The organism is Alphaproteobacteria bacterium, assembly GCA_004295055.1.
Taxonomy (GTDB): domain Bacteria; phylum Pseudomonadota; class Alphaproteobacteria; order SHNJ01; family SHNJ01; genus SHNJ01.
Genome location: SHNJ01000031.1, coordinates 128,587 through 150,751 on the forward strand (window position 1 = coordinate 128,587; position 22,165 = coordinate 150,751).

23 protein-coding genes are annotated in these 22,165 nt (G+C 48.6%); 16 read left to right on the forward strand and 7 right to left on the reverse strand.

Features of this window, described 5'->3' with window-relative positions:
• The gene (locus tag EYC62_08190) at window positions 1–1,209 is read right to left on the reverse strand and encodes a hypothetical protein (GenBank protein ID TAH32708.1); all 1,209 of its coding nucleotides are present in this window, start codon (window positions 1,207–1,209) and stop codon (window positions 1–3) included.
• A 258-nt stretch (window positions 1,210–1,467) separates the two neighbouring features.
• Here EYC62_08190 and rpsB point away from each other — a divergent pair, with 258 nt between their 5' ends.
• Together rpsB and EYC62_08200 are read left to right on the forward strand one after the other, a co-directional pair.
• Window positions 1,468–2,238 carry a 30S ribosomal protein S2 gene (gene rpsB, locus EYC62_08195; GenBank protein TAH32709.1) on the forward strand — a complete coding sequence of 257 codons (771 nt, stop codon included), beginning with the start codon at window positions 1,468–1,470 and terminating at the stop codon, window positions 2,236–2,238.
• 108 nt (window positions 2,239–2,346) lie between these two features.
• Complete coding sequence (locus EYC62_08200; protein ID TAH32710.1) at window positions 2,347–3,276, forward strand: elongation factor Ts; 930 nt, start codon at window positions 2,347–2,349, stop codon at window positions 3,274–3,276.
• A gap of 179 nt (window positions 3,277–3,455) precedes the next feature.
• On the opposite strand, the gene EYC62_08205 is transcribed toward EYC62_08200, so the two are convergent.
• Complete coding sequence (locus EYC62_08205) at window positions 3,456–4,076, reverse strand: hypothetical protein (protein ID TAH32711.1); 621 nt, start codon at window positions 4,074–4,076, stop codon at window positions 3,456–3,458.
• 164 nt (window positions 4,077–4,240) lie between these two features.
• Between EYC62_08205 and EYC62_08210 the strand changes: the two genes are divergently transcribed.
• From EYC62_08210 to lpxB, 13 genes are all read left to right on the forward strand, one after another.
• Entirely contained in the window at window positions 4,241–4,984 is a 744-nt protein-coding gene (locus EYC62_08210; protein TAH32712.1) for a UMP kinase, read from the forward strand.
• A gap of 12 nt (window positions 4,985–4,996) precedes the next feature.
• On the forward strand, window positions 4,997–5,551 hold the full coding sequence (locus EYC62_08215) for a ribosome recycling factor (GenBank protein ID TAH32713.1): 555 nt from the start codon (window positions 4,997–4,999) through the stop codon (window positions 5,549–5,551).
• Between the two features lie 77 nt (window positions 5,552–5,628).
• Complete coding sequence (uppS, locus tag EYC62_08220; GenBank protein ID TAH32714.1) at window positions 5,629–6,387, forward strand: di-trans,poly-cis-decaprenylcistransferase; 759 nt, start codon at window positions 5,629–5,631, stop codon at window positions 6,385–6,387.
• Window positions 6,380–7,072 (forward strand): phosphatidate cytidylyltransferase, encoded by a 693-nt coding sequence (locus EYC62_08225; protein ID TAH32715.1) that lies wholly within the window; start codon window positions 6,380–6,382, stop codon window positions 7,070–7,072. The genes uppS and EYC62_08225 overlap by 8 nt, the downstream gene beginning before the upstream one ends.
• Entirely contained in the window at window positions 7,050–8,255 is a 1,206-nt protein-coding gene (locus EYC62_08230) for a 1-deoxy-D-xylulose-5-phosphate reductoisomerase (protein ID TAH32716.1), read from the forward strand. Before EYC62_08225 ends, EYC62_08230 begins: the two co-directional genes overlap by 23 nt.
• A gap of 45 nt (window positions 8,256–8,300) precedes the next feature.
• Window positions 8,301–9,431, forward strand: a complete 1,131-nt coding sequence (rseP, locus tag EYC62_08235; GenBank protein TAH32844.1) for an RIP metalloprotease RseP — start codon at window positions 8,301–8,303, stop codon at window positions 9,429–9,431.
• Window positions 9,432–9,458: 27 nt separating this feature from the next.
• Entirely contained in the window at window positions 9,459–11,810 is a 2,352-nt protein-coding gene (gene bamA, locus EYC62_08240) for an outer membrane protein assembly factor BamA (GenBank protein ID TAH32717.1), read from the forward strand.
• Between the two features lie 2 nt (window positions 11,811–11,812).
• A complete protein-coding gene (locus tag EYC62_08245) occupies window positions 11,813–12,397 on the forward strand; it encodes an OmpH family outer membrane protein (GenBank protein TAH32718.1) in 585 nt (194 codons plus the stop codon).
• 5 nt (window positions 12,398–12,402) lie between these two features.
• Window positions 12,403–13,437 carry a UDP-3-O-(3-hydroxymyristoyl)glucosamine N-acyltransferase gene (lpxD, locus tag EYC62_08250; GenBank protein ID TAH32719.1) on the forward strand — a complete coding sequence of 345 codons (1,035 nt, stop codon included), beginning with the start codon at window positions 12,403–12,405 and terminating at the stop codon, window positions 13,435–13,437.
• A 52-nt stretch (window positions 13,438–13,489) separates the two neighbouring features.
• Window positions 13,490–13,978 carry a 3-hydroxyacyl-ACP dehydratase FabZ gene (gene fabZ, locus EYC62_08255; protein TAH32720.1) on the forward strand — a complete coding sequence of 163 codons (489 nt, stop codon included), beginning with the start codon at window positions 13,490–13,492 and terminating at the stop codon, window positions 13,976–13,978.
• Window positions 13,979–13,982: 4 nt separating this feature from the next.
• The gene (locus EYC62_08260) at window positions 13,983–14,816 is read left to right on the forward strand and encodes an acyl-ACP--UDP-N-acetylglucosamine O-acyltransferase (GenBank protein ID TAH32721.1); all 834 of its coding nucleotides are present in this window, start codon (window positions 13,983–13,985) and stop codon (window positions 14,814–14,816) included.
• Window positions 14,817–14,827: 11 nt separating this feature from the next.
• Complete coding sequence (locus EYC62_08265; protein ID TAH32722.1) at window positions 14,828–15,661, forward strand: LpxI family protein; 834 nt, start codon at window positions 14,828–14,830, stop codon at window positions 15,659–15,661.
• Window positions 15,658–16,938, forward strand: a complete 1,281-nt coding sequence (gene lpxB / locus EYC62_08270) for a lipid-A-disaccharide synthase (GenBank protein ID TAH32723.1) — start codon at window positions 15,658–15,660, stop codon at window positions 16,936–16,938. The genes EYC62_08265 and lpxB overlap by 4 nt, the downstream gene beginning before the upstream one ends.
• A gap of 9 nt (window positions 16,939–16,947) precedes the next feature.
• On the opposite strand, the gene EYC62_08275 is transcribed toward lpxB, so the two are convergent.
• From EYC62_08275 to thiO, 5 genes are all read right to left on the reverse strand, one after another.
• On the reverse strand, window positions 16,948–17,193 hold the full coding sequence (locus EYC62_08275; GenBank protein ID TAH32724.1) for a hypothetical protein: 246 nt from the start codon (window positions 17,191–17,193) through the stop codon (window positions 16,948–16,950).
• A gap of 136 nt (window positions 17,194–17,329) precedes the next feature.
• Window positions 17,330–18,667 carry a citrate synthase gene (locus tag EYC62_08280; protein ID TAH32725.1) on the reverse strand — a complete coding sequence of 446 codons (1,338 nt, stop codon included), beginning with the start codon at window positions 18,665–18,667 and terminating at the stop codon, window positions 17,330–17,332.
• A gap of 244 nt (window positions 18,668–18,911) precedes the next feature.
• On the reverse strand, window positions 18,912–19,694 hold the full coding sequence (locus EYC62_08285) for a thiazole synthase (GenBank protein TAH32726.1): 783 nt from the start codon (window positions 19,692–19,694) through the stop codon (window positions 18,912–18,914).
• Window positions 19,695–19,907, reverse strand: a complete 213-nt coding sequence (gene thiS / locus EYC62_08290; protein ID TAH32727.1) for a sulfur carrier protein ThiS — start codon at window positions 19,905–19,907, stop codon at window positions 19,695–19,697.
• Between the two features lie 9 nt (window positions 19,908–19,916).
• On the reverse strand, window positions 19,917–21,032 hold the full coding sequence (gene thiO / locus EYC62_08295; GenBank protein ID TAH32728.1) for a glycine oxidase ThiO: 1,116 nt from the start codon (window positions 21,030–21,032) through the stop codon (window positions 19,917–19,919).
• A 510-nt stretch (window positions 21,033–21,542) separates the two neighbouring features.
• On the opposite strand from thiO, the gene EYC62_08300 reads away from it, so the two are divergent.
• On the forward strand, window positions 21,543–22,151 hold the full coding sequence (locus EYC62_08300) for a hypothetical protein (GenBank protein TAH32729.1): 609 nt from the start codon (window positions 21,543–21,545) through the stop codon (window positions 22,149–22,151).
• Window positions 22,152–22,165: the final 14 nt, after the last annotated feature.

Below are 22,165 nucleotides of genomic sequence, written 5' to 3' on the forward strand. Positions count from 1 at the left end.
CTATGCCCGCGCGCGTTCGCGTAATTCGTGCAATGTCAGCAACGCGGCAGTATTAAATTGGTTTGCCGGGACGCGTCCGGTGCAAACCGGATTAATCAAACCGCCTGCGGTTACGCAAGTTTTCAATATAGCTTCAGTGCGTTCTTTTGCTGGTTTCCATGCCAGTAATGCGCGTAAGAATTTGGATGCGCAGGCAGCATACAAGGGGCTGGCAACCTCTGGAACAGCCTTCGGATAACCTTTTTTACTACGGAACAAGATACCATTTCCGATGGTGGAATCTTCGCCATATTCTCCGCCTTCAAAATTCCCAACACCAGAACTTTTGGTTAAATCATATACCAAGGTTCCCGGGATTATCTCGGTTTGCATATCTTCGGTAATTAACAAGGGCGTTGTTTGCGGATCAACACGGCGCGCAGCGCAAACAATTACATCTTGGACTTGGGTTGCTAAGAATTCGGCAATGCGGTTGCGTTGTAAATTCAAGGCATCGGCGGCTGATATAGTTTTACCGCGTTCATCTTGCAGTAATTCGAATGTAATGCCCAATGTTTCAAGTTCGGCTTTGTGGGTGGTGGATGTGCTTAATGCATTAACGTTGGCCCCAAGACTTTTTGCATGTTTGACGGCGGCCAATCCGGCATTGCCCAAGCCAATCACCAAAACATTTTTGCCTTTTAAATCACCAAAATGTCCAGCGGCCTCCGCGATTACGACTTCACCAGTTACGCGGCTCATTGCGGCAGTGGCATGCATCGCCTGTGTTTGCAAAGTTTGCGGCATTAATTCAAAACTGAAACCAGTAACGCCAAATTTGGCATAAGCGCCTAAATGGGCAGTGTTTACTACCTGAGGATCTAAGAATCCGACTACCGCCGCCTTTTCTGGATAAAGCTTAACATGTTCTTTTTCCATGCGCGGGTCGGGGCGTTTTACTTGTAAAACAATATCGGTGCCACCCAATAATCTTCCCAGCTTACTAACAATCCTTGCTCCCGCACGTCTGAAATCTCCGTTTGTGAAACCGGCTCTGCTCCCCGCGCCATCTTGTACGCGAATTTCTTTGAACAATCCCGTCAAACCGCGAACATGTTTCGGAGTTAAAGCAACGCGGGTTTCGTCTTCTTGGGTTTCTTTGGGGATGGATAGAATTAGTTTGGACATAAAACCTCCTGTATTTCTTTTAAGAATACGGAAAATAGTCATGTTTTAGGGGGTTGGCAAGCGGAATTTGAGTAATAAAAAGACTTGCTTTCGTGGGCTAATTTTATTATAAACACCTCACTAAATTCACACGCAAGGATGGCGTGCCGGTCTGTGACTGGCTTCGCTTCCGGTGATTGGGATTGGCCCAGTTACTTGCCCTTGCGGAGGTTTAACCGGAAGAAACAGTAAGTTGCCCTTAATTCCCATTCGGAATGAAATGCCGCTTTCTGTTTTTGACAAACAGAAGAGAGTAAATCTATGGCTTATAATGATTTCACCATGCGCCAGTTGTTAGAAGCTGGCGTTCACTTTGGTCACCACACCCGCCGTTGGAATCCGAAAATGAAAGAATATATTTTCGGCGAACGCAACAACGTGCACGTTATCAACTTGGAAAAAACCGTGCCGATGTTGCACGCGGCGTTGAAAGCCGTGCGTGACACCGTTGCCGGCGGCGGCCGCGTATTGTTCGTTGGCACCAAACGCACCGCGCAAGAACCGGTTGCCGAAGTTGCCAAACGTTGCGGCCAGTTTTATGTCAATCACCGCTGGTTAGGCGGCATGTTGACCAACTGGAAAACCGTATCGCAATCGATCAAATATTTAAAAGAACTTGAAGAAAAATTGGCAAAACCCGAAGCGGCCGGTTTGACCAAGCGCGAAATTTTGGGTTTGCAACGCGAATATGAAAAACTGGAAAAAGCCTTGGGCGGTATTAAAACCATGGGCGGTTTGCCGGACATCTTGTTCGTGATCGACACCAACAAAGAAGAAATCGCGATTGCCGAAGCGCGCCGTTTGAATATTCCAGTGGTTGCGATCGTTGATACCAATTGCAATCCAGATGGCATCAATTTCATGGTTCCTGGCAACGACGACGCGATGCGCGCGATCAATTTGTATTGCGAATTGTTCGGCCAAGCGGTGCTTGATGGTCTTGCCGCCGAAGTCGATCGTGGCAACAAAGGCCGCGATGTGAAGCCGGATGCGGATGCCGCAAACGATCAACCGGTTGCCGTCAGCGCCTAAAAGTGAAAACAAGGGTTTTGGGTATTGGGTATTGGGTTTAGGGGATTTTGCCCCGAGTCCGTTATCCCAAACCCCAGAACCCAAACCCCAAACCCCTTAGAGGACAGAATGACAGAAATTACAGCAAAAATGGTCAGCGAGTTGCGCGAAAAGACCGGCGCGCCAATGGGCGAATGCAAAAAAGCCTTGGTTGAAACCAAAGGCAATATCGATGAAGCCATCGATTGGTTGCGCAAAAAAGGCATCGCGACCGCACAGAAAAAATCCGGCCGCGCTGCGGCTGATGGTTTGGTTGGCGTTGCCACATCCGGCAATACCGGCGCGTTGGTCGAAGTCAACGCGGAAACCGATTTCGTTGCGCGTAACGAGCAGTTCCAAAACATGGTACGCAATATTACCGCTGTCGCGATTGCCAAAAAAGGCGTTTTGGCCGATATCAACGCGGCAAGCTGCCCAGGCACTTCGCGCACCGTTGCGGATGAAATTACCCATCAAATCGCAACCATCGGCGAAAATATGAATTTCCGCCGCGCGGCCGCTTTGTCTGCGACGGATGGCATCGTTTGCAGCTATATGCACGGCGCGATTGCCCCGCAATTGGGCAAAATCGGCGTGTTGGTTGCGCTGGAATCCAAAGGCGACAAAGCGAAATTGGAATCGGTCGGCAAACAAATCGCGATGCACATCGCGGCCGCAAATCCATTGGCCTTATCGTCGGATAAATTGGATCCGGCATTAGTTGCCCGCGAAAAAGCGGTGTTCAGCGAACAAGCCGCAGCATCCGGCAAGCCAGCCGATATTATCGGCAAAATGGTCGAAGGCCGTTTGCGTAAATATTACGAAGAAGTTTGCTTGCTGGAGCAGATTTTCGTCATCGACAACGAAACCAAAATCAGCCAGGTTTTGGCGAACGCCGCCAAAGACGTTGGCTCGCCGGTTTCGATCAGCGGCTATCTGCGCTTTGCCTTGGGCGAGGGCGTAGAAAAAGAAGTCAAAGACTTTGCCGCCGAAGTCGCCGCGATGGCAAAAACGGCGTAGCTGTTTGATGGTTTATGGCCCGTCCTCCGAAGCCTTGGCGTAGGAGGATGGCAAAAACGGCGTAGCTGTTTGATGGTTTATGGCCCGTCCTCCGAAGCCTTGGCGCAGGAGGATGGCAAAAACCGCCTAAGCGTTTTGAGTATTGAAAAACCCCGCTTCGGCGGGGTTTTTTATTGGTATTATCTGGAAAATAATTTCCGCAGATGCGCGTGCAACGGTCTGAGTTGGCGTCCCGCAAAATGTTGTTCAACCATTTTTGGATTCCTGGCAAGCCAGGCAAGCCTGTGTTGGTGCGCTGTTTCCATATTTGCAAATATGGTGGGATGGTTGACTAATGCCTTGGCCAGAACAAGCTTTCTGCTTTTCAAAATCATAAGGGGGTTTGGCGCCGCGATAGGACGGATGCCCAATAATGCTTCTATGATTTGATTTTCATGTCCATCGCCGTAAATACCGGCCATAAAGAGAGCAACCATCGCCGTGCTGCGCGCCATCCCATGTTGACAATGTACAATTAAGTCTTGATGAGGATGTGCGCGTAAAAAACTTAAACCTTGTGCAACCATAGCAACTGTTGGCGAGAGAGGTTTAAGCGGTTGGGTTATATCGAAATACACCTGAACATTCTGCGCATAAACCCGGCCGGTAAGATCGGGGGCTTTACCTTTGCCTTCTTGCGCCTCTGGATGTTCGATCGATAAAACAGCAGGTGGCGAAGAACATGCAGCGATTCTGTCTGGAAGTTCGTCGACGCCGCAAACGGTGATTCGTTGGTTTGTTGGTAATGTTATAAAGCTCACTAATTCACCCTCAAGTATTGTATTTAATTAGGAAACTTTCTAATGGCGTATCGTGATAAGATCAAGATTGTAATTTATCCCTGTGTTCATGCATTTCAGGTTTTGGCCTTTATTTTGCCGGAAAAATCCTGTAAAAACAAATGCCTATAAATGGGGAAGTAACTATGCCGGATGTTGCCGTGAAACTAAAAACCAAAATTCAATATAAACGCGTATTGCTGAAATTATCGGGCGAAGCTTTGATGGGTGGCGGAGATTATGGCTTGGACCCAGCGGTGGTACAGCGTATCGCGGCGGAAATTACCGAAATTCACAAAATGGGCGCGCAAATATGCATGGTGGTGGGTGGCGGCAATATTTTCCGCGGCATTTCCGGCGCCAGCGCGGGGATGGAACGCGCCTCGGCCGATTATATGGGCATGCTGGCGACGGTGATCAACGCCCTTGCTTTGCAAGACGCCTTGGAAAAAATGGGAACGACCACGCGCGTGCAATCGGCGATTGCCATGCCGTCCGTTTGCGAACCTTATATTCGCCTGCGCGCCGAACGTCATTTGGAAAAAGGCCGCGTGGTAATTTTCGCGGCCGGCACCGGCAATCCGTTTTTCACAACCGATACCGCCGCTGCGTTACGCGCATCGGAAATGAATTGCAATGTGTTGTTGAAAGCGACCAAGGTTGACGGCGTTTATTCCGCTGATCCGAAAAAAGATTCCAAGGCAACGCGATTCGACAAATTGACGTATCTGGAAGTGCTCAGCAAAGATTTAAAAGTGATGGATGCGGCGGCGATTTCTTTGTCCCGCGAAAACAAAATTCCTATTATTGTCTTTAACCTCGAAACGCATGGCGCCATGGGCGAAGTGTTGCAAGGCAAAGGCAAATTCACATTGATCGAAGAAAGATAAGCGAGGTTCACCATGAATGCAGTCGTCGATGATATGAAAAAACGCATGGATAGTGCGATCGAAACTTACCGCAAGGAATTGGGCGGTTTGCGCACTGGCCGCGCCAGTCCGCAATTGCTGGATCCGGTGGTGGTCGATGCTTATGGCAGCCGCATGCCAATATCGCAGGTGGGCAACGTGAATACGCCGGAACCGCGCTTGATCACCGTACAAGTTTGGGATCAAGGTCTGGTGGGCGCGGTTGAAAAAGCGATCACCGAAGCGAATTTAGGTTTGAATCCATCCAGCGAAGGCAACACGATCCGTTTGCGCTTGCCGGATTTAACCCAAGAACGCCGTCAGGAATTGACCAAGCTTGGCGGTAAATACGCGGAATCCGCGCGTATTGCCGTGCGTAACGTCCGCCGCGATGGCATGGAATCGGCGAAGAAACAAGAAAAAGACAAAAAGATCAGCCAAGATGATTTGGCGCGTTTGGAAAAAGAAATTCAGAAACTGACCGATGATCACGTCAAAAAAATTGACGAGATGCTGGCCAGCAAAGAAAAAGAAATTATGCAAGTGTGAAATTAGGGGGTTGGGGTTTGGGTATAGGGCTATGCAACTCCTCAAACCCGGTACCCAATACCCAGAACCCATTAAAAATGACTCAACCACTAAAACATATCGCCATTATTATGGACGGCAATGGCCGCTGGGCCAAGGCGCGCGGTTTGCCGAGAACCGCAGGCCATGTGCGCGGGGCAGAGGCGGTTCGCCACACAGTCGAGGCCGCGATCAAGCATAATATTCCATATTTGACCATGTTTGGTTTTTCGTCCGAAAACTGGTCGCGCCCGGCCGAAGAAGTCGGTGAATTGATGGGTTTATTGAAACGCTATTTACAGGCCGAAACCGCGCACCTGCATCAACAGGGCGTGCGTTTACGTTTCATCGGCGATCGCCGTAAATTTTCGCAAGATATTATTCAAATGATGGAACAGGCTGAAGGTCTGACGGCAGCGAACAATAAATTGAATTTAACCATCGCTTTGAATTATGGCGGACGCCAGGAAATTCTGCGTGCTATTTCGCGGATTTTATTTCAGTCGTTTCAGGCCATGGCGCTGGATAAAATGACCGATCATCCCCGCGGAGGCACGGCCAATCCGGTGGTGCCTTGGGATTTGGATGATGAATCATTCGCGCAATATCTCGATACTGCAGAATTGCCGGATCCAGATTTGATTATTCGCACCTCCGGCGAAAAACGTCTTAGTAATTTCTTGTTGTGGCAATCGGCCTATGCCGAATTTGAATTTTTAGACGTATTGTGGCCGGATTTCGCCGAAGAGCATTTGGTTGCCGCGATTGAAAATTTCCATGGACGCGACCGTAGATTCGGGCAGGTGCGGCATGGGTAAATTGTTCGATAAAAACTTTTTTACCCGCCTTTTATCCGCGATTATCTTATTTCCCATCGTTCTTTATATTTTATATTTAGGCGGTTTGGCGCTGTATGTTTTGTTGGCTTTTGCCGCTTTCATTATGGCCTATGAATGGTATTCGATTATCTCGCCGCGCACGGCGGCATTGGGCCGGTTATGGTGGTGCGCGCTGGGCATTGTTTGGGTGATCGCGCCGATTGTGGCGTTATACATATTGCGCGAATTCGGTTTCGATGTGATTTTGTATCCGCTATTGCTGGTGGTGGTAACCGATACCATGGCTTATGTCGGTGGGCGAACCATTGGCGGACCAAAATTGGCGCCATCGATCAGCCCTGGAAAAACCTGGTCGGGATTTGTGGTCGGTATTATCAGCGCCGCGGTATTTTCCATCGCCATGCAGCATTTTGGGTATTTGGATTTTCTACCCAACGAACTGACCGCGCTGATCGGATTTTTTGGCGGCGCGCTGGCGTTACTGTCGCAAGTAAGCGATTTATTGGAATCGAAATTCAAACGAATTTTCGGCGTAAAAGATTCTGGAAAAATTATTCCAGGCCATGGCGGATTGTTGGATCGCACCGACAGTTTGGTTTTAACTTTACCGGCCTATTTAGGGGCTTTGGTGGTATCGCTGCATGATATTCCCATCCTCTTTTAAAACAATCACGATCCTTGGATCGACTGGATCTGTGGGGCAGCAAACCGTCGACGTACTGCTGGCCAATCCAGGACGCTTTCAGATCGAAGCGTTGGTTGCTGGCAATAATATCGAATTGTTGATCGCACAGGCCAAACAGTTACATCCCAAATTGGTTGTCAGCGCTTATGCGGCGAATAAAGCCAAATTAGAACAAGAACTAAAGCCGTTAGGAATTCTCGTGGAAGCAGGGCCGGATGCCGTATTGGCGGCCGCTTCGCGCGCTGTTGATGTTTGTGTTGCGGGTATTGTTGGATTTGCGGGGCTTGCGCCGACTTTTGCCGCGCTAAAGGCTGCAAAACGTCTTGCATTCGTCAGCAAGGAATGTCTGGTGTGCGCTGGCGATTTGTTTTTGAACGAAGCAGCCAAGAATAATTGCGAGATAATTCCAACTGATTCCGAACACAGCGCCATTTTCCAATTGATCGAGGACAATAATCGCGCTGCTATCGATAAGATTACGTTGACCGCTTCGGGCGGACCATTTTTAGGGTTCACATCCGAACAATTGCGCGCGATCAAACCGGCACAAGCCATTGCCCATCCCGTTTGGCGCATGGGCAAGAAAATATCGGTCGATTCCGCTACTTTGTTTAACAAAGGTCTCGAAGTTATAGAGGCGCATTATTTATTCGCCCTGCCATCTGAGAAAATTGATGTAGTCATACATCCCGAAGGCGTCATACACTCGTTGGTTTCCTATCAAGATGGTTCAACCTTGGCGCAGATGGGTCCGCCCGATATGCGCATTCCAATTTCTTATGCGCTGTTTTATCCCAACCGCATGGAATTTCCGCATGCCAAGTTGGATTTGGCTAAATTATCGCGGTTGAATTTCTTGCCGCCAGACCATGGACGTTTTCCGTCTTTGAACCTATGCCGTGCGGCTTTGGCACAGAAAGGCATGGCGCCGTTGACCTTAAATGCGGCCAATGAAGTCGCGGTCGATCGGTTTTTATCCCAAGATATTGATTTTATTAATATTTTCTCTTTGGTGGCAGATATGCTAGAATTGGCCACTGCCAAACCGCAATGGTCGCAAAACCCAACCGATCTACATCATATGATAGAGTTCGATGCTTGGGTTCGCGAACAATCGAAATCCTGGCAACCCAAATCGACGGCAAGCCTGGCCACAGCCTAAAACGCCTGAAACTAAGCATAAGGAAGATCAATGTTAGAATATTGGATGTCGCACCTGGATATTATTTGGAATTATATGATTCCATTTCTGATCGTGTTGACGGTTTTGGTGTTTGTCCATGAATGGGGCCATTATCAAGTCGCCCGCTGGTGCAAAGTAAAGGTGGAAACTTTTTCCATCGGTTTTGGCCCTGAATTGTTTGGCCGTACCGCGCGCGACGGCACACGTTGGAAATTCAGCCTGATCCCATTGGGTGGATATGTAAAAATGTTGGGCGATATGGATGCGGCGTCATCCCGCGCATCGATGGAAAAAATTCCGGAATCGGATAGGCCTTTTGCGTTTCCAAACCAATCCGTTGGCGAGCGTGCCGCGATTGTGTTTGCCGGGCCAGCGGTCAATTTCATTTTTGCCATTATTTTATTGGCTGGAATGTATATGGCATGGGGCCAGCCTTATACCGCGCCGATTATTGAATCGGTTGCTGAAAAAAGCGCCGCCTTGGACGCTGGCATCAAAGCTGGCGATAAAGTATTGGCAATTGATGGAACAACGATTGATCGGTTCGAAGACATTCAGCGCACCGTGCAAATTGGCGCTGGATTGCCAATGCATTTGTTGATTGAGCGCGATGGAAAAAATGTTGAAATCAACATCAAGCCGCAAATTCGGGAAATTACCGACCGGTTTGGCAATGTGCATCAATTGCCGCAACTGGGTGTGATGAGCACCAAATTGGAATATGAAAAACGCGATTTGTTTCCGGCCGTCAAATATGCGGTTATAGAAACTTATAATTTATCGGTTGCCACTTTACGCGCGCTTGGTCAGATCATCGCTGGAATCCGCAGTCCTAAGGAATTGGGTGGACCTTTACGCATCGCTCAATTGTCCGGCCAGGCGGCTCAGATAGATTTGCCGGCTATTGTCGGTCTAATCGCCCTGTTATCGATCAATCTGGGACTTATTAACCTTTTTCCCATTCCGTTGCTGGATGGGGGACATTTGGTGTTTTACGGTATCGAGGCCTTGCGCGGAAAGCCGCCATCGGAGCAAATTATGAACGCCAGCGCAATGATCGGTGTCTTTATTGTCGGTGGGTTGATGCTTATGGCTGTTTATAACGATTTGTCCTATTTCAAATTCTTTGATTTTGTGGCAAAAATCTTTAGCTAAAATCGACATCCTACCAGGGTATTACCATTGTCCAAATCCGCGAAGCTATTGTTTTTGCTGCTGGCTTTTCTAAGCCTGCCGCTTATTGCCGCCGCGCAAAGCAGCGGTAGTGCCGGTAGTTCTAATAACTCCGTCTTTGTCCAATTGTCTCAACTGCCTCAGCCATCTGCGGCGCCGGCTCCCGCTGCTGATCCGATCAGCGATATTCAGATTGAAGGGGCGGAGCGTATCGATCCTGTTACCATTAAATCCTATCTGGGTCTAAAACCAGGCGATAATTTCGCCGATCGTCCTTTGGATAGGGGTTTAAAGGCGCTTTATAATACAGGCTTGTTTGCGGATGTCCGCCTGCGCCGTACCGGTCAGATTTTGGTGATTTCAGTCAAAGAAAACCCAATTATCAACCGCATTACCTTCGAAGGCGCAAAAAAGATCGAAGCCGATACTTTACGCAATGAAATTCAATTAAAGCCACGCAATGTGTTAACCCGCGCCAAGGTTCAATCCGATGTAACTCGGATTCAGGAAATTTACCGCCGCTCTGGCCGCTATGCCGCAAAGGTGGAACCGAAAATTATATCGCTGAATCAAAATCGCGTCGATTTGGTGTTCGAAATTGATGAAGCCAAGAAAAACGGCATTGCGCGCATTACCTTTGTTGGAAATAGAAATTTTTCCGATGGCACTTTGCGTAACGAGGTAGCTACGCGCGAAACCGCATGGTACCGTTTCTTTGGCTCGGATGACAGCTATGATCCAGACCGTCTGAATGCGGATAAAGAATTGCTGCGCCGCTTTTACTTGCGCCAAGGCTATGCCGATTTCCGCGTTGTATCGGCGGTTGCGGAACTGGCGCCTAACCAAGAAGATTTTTATATCACTTTTACGATCGATGAAGGCGAGCGTTATAAGTTCAACGATGTCAGCTTCGATCCAAAATTAAAAGGTTTGGACCCAAAACCGCTTTATGACTATGTCGATTTCGACAAAGGGGATTGGTATGATTCCCGTTCTTTGGAAAGAACCACGGATGAGTTGACAACCGAAGTCAGCGCGCTTGGATACGCATTTGTCAATGTCGATCCGGTTATTCAGCAAAATACCAAAGATCGTACCATCGACGTCCGTTTTGTGATCAGCGAAGGTCCGCGCGTATTTGTGGAATCGATTAATATCATCGGTAACGTGCGTACCGAAGACCGCGTCATTCGCCGTGAATTTAAAGTGGCGGAAGGCGATCCATTCAACGCCGCAAAGATCCGCCGCACCAAGCAGCGCTTGCAGAATCTAGGTTATTTTGAAAAGACTGAAATTACCACCGAACAAGGTTCGACACCGGATAAAACCAAAGTGAATGTTAAGGTTTCCGAACAGTCGACTGGCGAGATTTCGTTTGGCGCGGGTTACTCTACTTCCGAACAATTGCTCGGCGATATCCGTTTGCGCGAACGCAACCTGCTTGGCAAAGGGCAAGATTTAAAAGTAGCCGCCACATTGTCCACCCGCCGCACCGAATTCGATATTGGATTTACCGAACCTTATTTTATGGATCGTAACTTATCCGCTGGCGTGGATTTGTTCCACATCACCCGTGAAAATCAACGCCAAAGTTCTTATGATGAAACCCGTTCTGGCGGTGCATTGCGCTTTAAATACAATATTAACGAAGCCCTGTCCCAAGAATGGAAATACGGTGCAAAACGCGTCGAAGTTCGCAATATCGACAGCGATGCTTCCGTATACATCCAGCAGCAAAAAGGCGTGAATACCACATCAGCCATTACCCAGACTCTGTACTATGACAAACTGGATAACCGCCAAGATCCATCCAACGGCTATTTCCTGCGTTTTGGGGCTGATTTAGCGGGTTTCGGCGGTGATTCCCGGTATGTACGCCCTGACTTCGGTGCCGGATATTACACTCCAATTGCCGAAAACTGGATACTTGGAATCAGTGCTGAAGCAGGCTATATTGCCAAGATTGGCCGGGATATCCGAATTACCGACCGGTTTTTCGTCGGTGGCGGCAATTTACGCGGGTTTCAGTCATCCGGTATTGGCCCCCGCGACTTGGCGACAAGAGATGCTTTGGGCGGCAATAAATACGCCACCGGTACCGTGGAATTAAAATTCCCCCTTGGTTTGCCGGAAGAATTAGGTGTGTTGGGGGCTGTATTTTCGGATTTTGGTACATTGACCGGGGTCGATCAATCAGGCCCTGGCATTGCTGATTCTGGTTCGTTGCGCGCGTCGGTTGGTTTTGGTGTTTCCTGGCGTTCGCCGTTCGGCCCTATCCGGGTCGATATTGCGGCTCCGGTTGCGGATGAACCAGAGGATAAAAAAGAAACATTTAGATTTACATTTGGCACGAGGTTTTAAAAATGAAAAAGATTATTGTTCTATTGATGGCTGTGTTTTTGTTGTCGCCAGTATTGGCGCAAGCCGCCGATACGCCTGCTGAAAAGCCGCTAAAAATCGCGGTGGTTGATTTGCAGGCCGTATTGAAAGATTCCAAAGCAGGCAAGAATATCCAAGATCAATTGGATAAATTACGCAAAAGCTTTCAGGATGAATTCGCCAAGCAAGAAGAAAAATTGCGCGGCCAGGATCAGGAATTGAACAAACAGCGCGCTTCGATTTCTGCCGACGATTTTGCCAAAAAACGCCGTGAATTCGAAAAAAGCGTCGCTGACGCACAGCGTTCGGCTCAAGACAAGCGCAAGCAATTGGAAATGGCCATGGGCAAGGCAACCCAGGAACTGCAAGGCAAGATTTTCCAGATTGTCGGCAAAATCGCCGAAGATAAAGGCGTAACCTTGGTATTGACCCGCAGTCAGGTATTTTTGGCGCAACGCACCGCCGATATCACCAAAGACGTGATCGCGAATTTGGATGCGCAAGTAACCGCAATTCCGGTAACTTTGGGCGCTTCGCCAAAAGCGGCCGAAAAACCAAAGACCAATTAAGATTCATGGCTGACTCGCGCTTTCACCGTAATGTTGGCCCATTTACTCTTGCCGATCTTGCAAGGTTAGGGCAGGCGCAGCTTTTGCCCGAAGCGCATATGGATCGCCAATTTTTGGATGTGGCGACCTTGCAGGATGCCGGTCCGGAACAGGTCAGTTTTTTCGATAATCGCAAATATCAAAACTTGTTTTTGGAATCGAAGGCTGGCGCGTGCGTGGTTTCGCCGGATTTTGTCGGACGTGGACCGAAGGGTATGGAATTGTTGATTTCCAATAATCCTTACAAAACCTATGCCCGTATCGCACAGGCTTTTTATCCGAAACAACTCGTCACAGAATCTTACCGCCACTCATCGGCGATTGTCGATCCATCCGCGAAAATCGCTTCGCCTTGTTCGCTTGGCGCGGGTGTGGTGATTGGCGCTGGGGTTGAAATTGGCGCCGGCACGTTGATTGAAGAAAATGTAGTGGTCAAAAACAATGTCGTGATTGGTGCCGATTGCCATATTATGTCCAATGTAACGATTAGCCATTGTTTGGTCGGCAACCGGGTGGTGATTTATCCCGGCGTTTGCTTGGGCCAGCCAGGGTTCGGTTTTGCGCCGGATGCGGCTGTCCCGGTAAAGGTGCCACAGTTGGGCCGCGTGATTGTCGAAGACGATGTGGAAATCGGCGCGAACAGTACGATTGATCGCGGCGCGCTGGGCGATACGGTCATCGGCCCTGGCACCATGATCGATAATTTGGTGCAGATCGGCCATAATGTACGTACCGGGCGCGGCTGTGTGATTGTCAGTCAGGTGGGAATTTCCGGCAGTACAATTTTATCCGATTATGTACAACTGGGCGGCCAAGCAGGCATTGCTGGCCATGTGAAAATTGGTAAAGGTGCAAAGGTTGCCGCCAAGGCCGGTGTTATGCGCGATATCGCGCCGGGCGAGGCAGTAGGTGGGTATCCGGCTGTGCCTATTAAACAATGGCATCGCCAGACCGCCAGCCTGACCCAGTTAACCAAGCACAAGAAAACCGCGGATTCCTGAGGTTTTGGCCCTGGTTGCGGAGACTCCGGGCAAAAGGTATAAAGAGGTTGATATGTCCAGTGAATCGAATGTGTTGAAAATGAAAGAATCTGCTCCAGAAGTGATCGAGTATGCGCAAATCACGCGCATGATTCCGCACCGCTATCCGTTCCTGATGATCGACCGCGTGATCAATGTGGTGCCCGATGTCGGCTGTACTGGAATTAAGAACGTATCGATTAACGAACCTTATTTCCAAGGGCATTTCCCAAACCATCCGGTAATGCCTGGCGTTTTGATTATCGAAGCCATGGCGCAGGCTGCCGGAATTCTGGTGGTGCGCACCTTGGGTCCGGAATCCGAAGGCAAGCTGGTTTATTTTATGACTATTGACGAAGCACGCTTCCGCAAACCGGTGGTGCCTGGCGATCAGTTAATGTTGCATGTGAAAAAAGAACGCAGCCGCGGCAATATTTGGAAATTCAGTGCCGAAGCCAACGTAGGCGATCAATTGGTGGCCGAAGCGACTTATTCGGCGATGATTCTGGATCGCAAGGAATAATCCAATGGCGCATCCGCAAATTAAATCCAATATTACGGTCGGCAGCAACATTCATCCAAGCGCGGTGGTGGAACAAGGCGCTAAAATTGCCGCTTCCGCGCAAATCGGCCCATTTTGCGTGGTCGGTGAAGAAGTCGTTATCGAAGATAATGTGCGTTTAACATCGCATGTGGTGGTTGCTGGACGGACAAAAATTGGCGCTGGCACAACCATCTATCCGTTTGCATCCATTGGTCATCCGCCGCAGGATTTGAAATATAAAGGCGAAAAATCGCAATTGATTATCGGCAAAAACAATGTGATTCGCGAACATGTAACCATGAATCCGGGCACCGAAGGCGGCGGGATGATGACCAGTGTCGGCGATAATTGTTTGTTTATGGTGGGATCGCACGTCGCGCATGATTGCAAAGTGGGTAACAATGTCATTCTGGCCAACAACGCCACGTTGGCTGGCCATGTGCAGGTCGGCGACTTTGCCATTTTGGGCGGATTATCCGCTGTGCATCAATTTGTACGCATCGGCGCGCATGCGATGATTGGTGGCATGTCGGGCGTTGAAAACGATGTTATCCCCTATGGCTTGGTTGCCGGTGAACGCGCGCATCTGGCCGGTTTGAATCTGGTTGGATTGAAACGTCGCGGTTTCGAACGCGAGGATATTCATTCTTTACGCAATGCGTATCGTTTGTTGTTCGCCGAAGAAGGCACCTTGGCCGAACGGATCGAAGACGTGGCCGAGTTGTTCAAAGACCATAAAGCCATTAGCGACATTATCGAATTTATCCGCAAAGATTCCAACCGCGCCATTTGTCAGCCAAAATCCGGCGGCGAGTAGAAAGTATATTTATGCCATCCGTTACATCGAAACTCGGAATCTTGGCCGGACGCGGATCTCTGCCAAAGGCGGTAATGCAGGCCTGCAACGATACGTTGCGCCCTTATTTTGTTTTGGCGTTCGAGGGCCAAACCGACCCCGAATTAATCGTTGGCGTGCCGCATAAATGGGCGCGTTTAGGCGCGGCCAACGACATTATCACCACTTTAAAACGCGAAGGCGTCAGTGAACTGATCCTGGTTGGTTCCATGAAACGTCCGCCATTATCCAGCCTTGCGCCGGATTGGCGCGGCACTAAAATTCTCGCTAAAATCGGCTGGCGTCTCGGCGATGACGGTTTGTTCAAAGCGGTGATCAAGGAATTGGAATCCGAAGGATTCAAAGTTATCGGTATCGAAGATATTTTGCCGCAAATGATTACCGGTAAAGGTGTGTTGGGCAAAACCGGACCAACCGATGCCGCTAAGGAAGATATTAAAAAAGGCATTGAGGTTTTACGCAGCCTTTCGAAAATGGATGTCGGCCAGGCAGTCGTCGTTCAAGGCGGCATGGTGCTTGGGATTGAGGCGGCGGAAGGCACCGATGACTTGATCAAACGCTGCCAGGGATTGCAGCGTCCTGGCGAGGGTGCGGTGCTGGTAAAGATGCGCAAACTTGGCCAGGAAAGCCGTGCGGATTTGCCGGCAGTTGGACCAATCACGGTCGATAATGCCGCAGCCGCCGGATTTTCCGGTATTGCGGTCGAGGCGAATGGAACTTTGATTCTAGAACACGATCTTAGCAAAACCAAAGCCGACAAAGCGGGAATTTTCTTGTACGGCTTTCAGCCGGACGATTTGGCATGAAGCCATTAAAAATATTCATCATAGCAGGCGAAATGTCCGGCGACGTATTGGGCGCGGGATTAATGCAATCTTTGCGTGAGCGGCATGGAGAGGTAGAATTTCGCGGCATTGGCGGCGATCTGATGGCTTTGCAGGGCTTGCAAAGTATTTTTCCAATGCACGAAATTTCGTTGATGGGATTTACGGAAATCATCCCGCATATTCCGCACTTGCTGCGTCGTATCAGTGAAACCGTCAAAACCATTCGCGACTGGCAACCCGATGCGGTTGTGACTATCGATTCGCCCGGATTCAATAAGCGGGTTGCCAAAAAATTGGGCAAAGGCAAAATCCCGCTGATTCATTATGTAGCACCCAGCGTTTGGGCCTGGCGTCCGGGCCGTGCTAAAACCATGGCGAAATTGTTCGATCATTTATTGTGTCTATTCCCGTGCGAGCCGCCTTATTTTCAAGCAGAAGGTTTACCCGCAACCTTTATCGGCCATCCGGTAACGGATTCCGATTTGGGCGATGGCAATGGCAGCGAATTCAGGCAGAAAATAGATTTATTGCCGGATGATTTTATGTTGATGATTCTGCCCGGCAGCCGGATCGGCGAAGTGCGCCGTTTGCTTCCCACATTTTTACAGGCGGCGAAAATCCTCGAGGATAAATATGGGCCGCTACCCATTATGATTCCGGTATTTTCCAATATCGATGCGGAAAAAGACAAAGATTATTTGAACGATGTTAAAACCAAAACCGAATCCGGAAAAACCGGAGATGTAGAACCATTTTCGCCAATGTCGCGATTATTGTGGGAATATCAGGATAAAGTCACCCGGTTCTTTTTGTATGAAACCACGCCGGCTAATAAGAAAGACGTATTTGCTTCGGCCAGTGTGGCGCTGGCCGCTTCCGGCACGGTCACCTTGGAATTGGCGCAAGCGCGGATTCCAACAGTCGTAGCGTACAAAGTAAGTCCGCTATCGGCCTTGATCGCACGCATGCTGGTAAAATTGAAATATTTTACCCTGACCAATATTTTATTGAATCGTCCGGCAATTCCAGAATTTTTCCAAGAACGGGCGACGCCGGAAAATCTGGCAACCGCAATTGAAGATTTGATGCAAAATGAAATTTCCCGGCAAAAACAACTTCAGGCCGGGCAGGATGCGCTGACTATGCTGGCCGCGCCAATCGGCGAAAGTTCATCCGGCGCGGCGGCGGCCATTATATTGGATATACTTAAAGATGCGGGAAAACAATCGCCAAAGGCGATCGCCGCGCATTCTTAAATTAGATTATTAGCTTAACGCCTGTGTGGCGGTGATAATGATAGTCGCAATGGTGATAAAACCCATGGTGAACGCGGCTTGATACCGGATCAGACTGGTTTTGACTGCCTGCAACAAAGTGGCTTGGTTATCATTTGCTGGACGGTGGCAAAGGCGGCGGATAGCCTTGGTGGCGGCTTCCCGTTCAACACGGGGCAAATAATTGCTTTTCCAAGACTTTTTGGCCCGACGGAGGGGTGTAACGTTGTTGCTCATCTCATAAACCCTTTGCTTACCTAGCTATTTTTAGTTTACCGTGAAATTGGTCAATAAATCGTTAAAGATATGGGGTTTTGGGTTCTGGGGTTTGGGTCAAAATTTTCAAAACCCTGTACCCAAAACCCTAAACCCATTACCTTTTATCCATCGGCACATAAGCCCGCTTGGTTGCGCCAGTGTACAACTGGCGTGGGCGGGAAATGCGGAATTCCGGATCTTCGATCATTTCTTTCCATTGCGCGATCCAGCCGGATGTACGGGCCAGGGCGAACAGAACGGTAAACAAGCTTACCGGGAAATTCATCGCTTTTAATATAATACCAGAATAGAAATCGACGTTGGGGTACAATTTCTTGGCAATGAAATAATCGTCCTGAAGGGCGATACGTTCCAATTCCATGGCCAGATCCAGCAATGGATCATTGATGCCCAATTCACCCAAAACCTCGTGGCAGGTTTTGCGCATTACGGTCGCGCGCGGGTCGTGATTTTTGTAAACCCTATGGCCAAAGCCCATCAGACGGATGCCGTCTTCTTTGTTTTTGACGCGTTTGACGTAATCGGCGACTTTATCTTTACTGCCGATTTGAGCCAGCATATCCAGCACCGCTTCGTTGGCGCCGCCATGGGCAGGACCCCATAAAGATGCGATACCGGCAGCGATACAGGCAAAAGGATTGGCGCCTGACGAACCGGCGTTCCGCACGGTCGATGTGGATGCGTTTTGTTCATGATCGGCGTGCAAGATCAAAATGCGATCCATGGCTTTGGCAAGAATCGGGTTGACCTTGTATTCTTCCGCCGGGACGGCAAAGCACATACGCAAGAAATTGCTGGAATAATCCAGATCGTTGCGCGGATATACGAATGGCTGGCCGATGGCATATTTATATGTCATAGCGGCCAAGGTTGGCATTTTCGCGATCAGGCGATGCGAAGCGATTTCGCGTTGCTGTGCATCGCGAATATCCAGCGAATCGTGATAGAACGCCGACAGTGCGCCGACAACGCCGCACATAACGGCCATCGGGTGCGCATCGCGGCGGAAACCGCGATAAAATAATTGCAATTGTTCGTGCACCATGGTGTGGTGGGTGATCGAAAAATTGAAATCGTCATGTTCTTTTTTGTTTGGCAATTCGCCATGCAGCAATAAATAGGCTACTTCCAAGAAGGTGCTTTTTTCAGCGAGTTCATCGATTGGATAACCGCGATGCAGCAATACGCCTTTATCGCCATCGATAAAGGTGATTTTCGATTCGCATGACGCGGTAGAAGAATAGCTTGGGTCGTAAGTGAAATATCCGGACTCCGCATAAAATTTGCGAACATCGACCACGCTTGGGCCAACGGTGCCATGCATCATCGGCAGATTGAAATCTTTGCCGGTAACAGGGTCGTGCAAAGTGGCGGTTTGTTTATTCGCAGGGTCAGCTTTTTTCTCGGCGATAGCAGAGGCTGGCGGGTTCATGGCAAATATCCTTTACATCAGAAAAATTTGGAACTTTTTGGAACAACAACAGGAAGGATTGGTGGAACAATCTTACGCCAATTCTTTTGCGCTGCACAAATAATAATAGTCAAGTAAGGTTGGAAAATAGTTAATAAAGTTCCAGAAACACAATTTTCCATATGCTTTATTCAGTACGTGATTGTCCGATCACAATTTATTGAAACTGCTAAATTTTTTATTAATGATTCGATTAAGTAATAATCTAGGATGCTTTTGATTTTCCAATCCGGCCGGTCATGGGGCTGGATGGTTCGCCATAAAGACGCTTGGGTATGCGTCCGGCTTGATGGGCTAATCGTCCCGATTCAATCGCCAATTTCATCGCTTTTGCCATTTGCACGGGATCTTTGGCGCGGGCAACGGCGGAATTCAGTAAGATCCCGTCACATCCCAATTCCATGGCTAATGCGGCGTCAGACGCTGTGCCGATTCCTGCATCGACAATCAATGGCACGGAAATACGCGCGCGGATAATTTCCAGATTATATGGATTGCGAATCCCGGCGCCCGACCCAATTGGCGCGGCCAGCGGCATCACCGCGGCACAACCCATATCCTCTAATTTTTGGCAAGTAATCGGATCATCGTTGCAATAAGGCAGAACCACAAAACCGTCTTTTACCAATTCCGATGCGGCGGACAATAAATGTTCGACATCCGGCAATAACGTATCGTCATCGCCAATCACCTCAAGTTTGATCCAATTGGTTTGCAATGCTTCGCGCGCCAATTGCGCTGTCAAAACCGCATCGCGCGCGGTATAGCATCCGGCGGTGTTGGGCAATAAATGATATTTAGGTTTCAATAACTGATATAAATTCTCGCGGCTGTTTTCGACGCTAACGCGGCGGATTGCAACCGTTGTAATTTCGCATCCGCTGGCATCAAGCGCATCCAGCAAAGTCTGTTGATTTGGATAAAGAGCAGTGCCCATCAACAAACGCGATGAAAAAGATTTTCCAGCGATGGTAAGTTTATCGCTCACTTAGCCTCCGCTAACTGCGGTGATAATTTCAATCGTATCGCTGGGCTTTGGAATGAAGCTGGCCCATTGGCTGCGCGGGATGACATTGTTGTTCACTGCCACCGCAACGCCGCCAGTCGTCGGTGTAATATTTTTGGCCTGCATATAAAACAACAGCGATTCTTGGAAATACTCGCGCTTCTCGCCGTTGATGATGATTTGAAGATTGTTCATGGTCTTATTTTACGCTGCAAAACGGGCGATAGTAAAGTCTTGAATCTCGGCCGGCATTTGCCCGTTGTGAATTAGGGAAAATATCGATTGAGCCGTCAACGGGGCTAATAAAATACCGTTGCGGTGATGGCCGGTGGCTAAAATCAAACCGTCGATTTCGGTTGGGCCCAGAATCGGCGCATCGTCGCGGCTGGTGGGTCTAAACCCAGTCCAGGATTCCAGAATCGGCAAATCATAGATGCCTGGCAAAATACGATAGGCTTCGTTCAGCAAATCCATCTGCGCGCCGGCGGTTAGATCATTATTGAATCCCATTTCTTCGACACTCGCGCCAATTAACAAACGCCCAGGTTGCGGAATTAAATACACATCCGGGCTCCATATCAATTTGCGGATCAATTGCGTATGCGGCGTTGTGGTCAGCGCGATCATTTGGCCTTTTACCGGGCGCACCGGCGGAATGGTGTGTTCCGGCAGGCCCTGGATTTCCGCTGCCCAGGCACCGGCGGCATTGATAATGATATCCGATTTAATTTTCTCGCTCTTGCAAACAAGGCCAGTGATGCGGTTATTTTCGATTTCCACCGATTCTATAGACGCTTGTTCGTGCAATTTGCCGCCGGATTTTTGGAATGCGGTAATCAAGGCCTTAACGCAGGCGCGATTGTCGACATGGGCATCGTTCGGGTGGTGAATAGCTGCGACGATATTGCGTCCCAAATGCGGTTCCAATTTGCGGGCGTCATATCCCGATAAATATTCTGGATCTAATCCATAATCCTGATGCAGTTTGTGTAAAAATTTCAGGCGTTCGATATCATCCGCATCGCGTGCGACCATCATCGATCCATTTTTTTGAAAATGAATTTTTGCACTCGATGCAGATTCCAATTGCGCTGCAAATTCCGGCCACAAATTTAGGGATTCGGCGGAGAGGGAATAAAGATTTTTTTCTGTCGGTTCGGTTTCAATTTCCGGCGGCAACATCCCACCCGCCGCCCAAGACGCCGCGCGCCCTGCCACATCGCGTTCGAAAATATGGGTTTCATATCCGGCACGGGCGAGATACCAGCCAATTCCAAGCCCCACAATTCCGCCACCGATGATAGAAATTTTTGTGCTCATAAAAAGAAGATAGGATATTTTCTATAAAAATCAATGATTTAAAAATTTTCTGTTGTATGTCGCTTTTTCCATTGACATAAATATATAAACATATATTTATATAGTTATGTTTACTACGGCTTCAACCCCAACCAAGGAGAGAGACTATGCATATTGATTCAACCGACGCTTTCTTAGATATATATCTGCCTGGCCCTCGTGACGTTGGCTATTCCAGGCGCCCATGTACATCTGCATCCCAACCAAGACAAAAGCTTGATTTACCTCCAGCGGTAAAACAAGGCTTATTATGTGGACGCAGACGCTGTCGATAATTTTACAAGCCCAAATACAGCCGGTTGATCAATCAACCGGCTATTTTTTTATTTTAAATCAACGATAAAAATAGGCTTGCTTTTTTCCCGCAAGGCTCCTATAGATAACTACATAAAGATATGTTTATGTATTTATAAGACCAAGCAAAACGGCGAGTTGAATAGGAAAATATAACTAACTTTAAGGAGAAGAGAGATGACTTCCGCACCAACGGGTTTGGTAGAACCAAGCACAGCTACAGTTGCTGTAACTTTCGCCCCATTAGTTTATGGGCATGTGCCAACATTTTTGGAAGCGCTAGAAAAGGCATTATACGATGATGCCAGGGATTTATATGAAAACCGTACGCCGCCTACACGCACCAGGAATTTGTTAGATCCAGCTAAATTGTCTGTAGATTTTTTAAAACAAGCTTTGGATATTATTACACCGACAAAGGGTGCGGATCCGCAAAATCCAACATTATTTTATTTGTTGGACGATTTGCATACTAAACGCACTGCTAAACCGAAGTCAGCACCGATTGTACGTGTGCCTTGTGCGACGAGTACTAAGCAAATGGAATGGTTAGAATTGCGCTCCAATCCTATCCAAGAAACAAGAATTCCGGATAGGGATATTATCGATAATACTATCGGCGGTCTTTATACGGCAATGTACGTGGTTGGTGAAGTACCGCCATGTACGAATCCAGGCGCGGGACCAATCGCCAAAGCTGGCAAGCCAGGATACGAATTATCTACTGGTAATTTTCATGGCCTATTAACAGTTTTTGTTGCAAGGCAGCGTGGCGGTTCTTATTAATTGAATTATCTTGT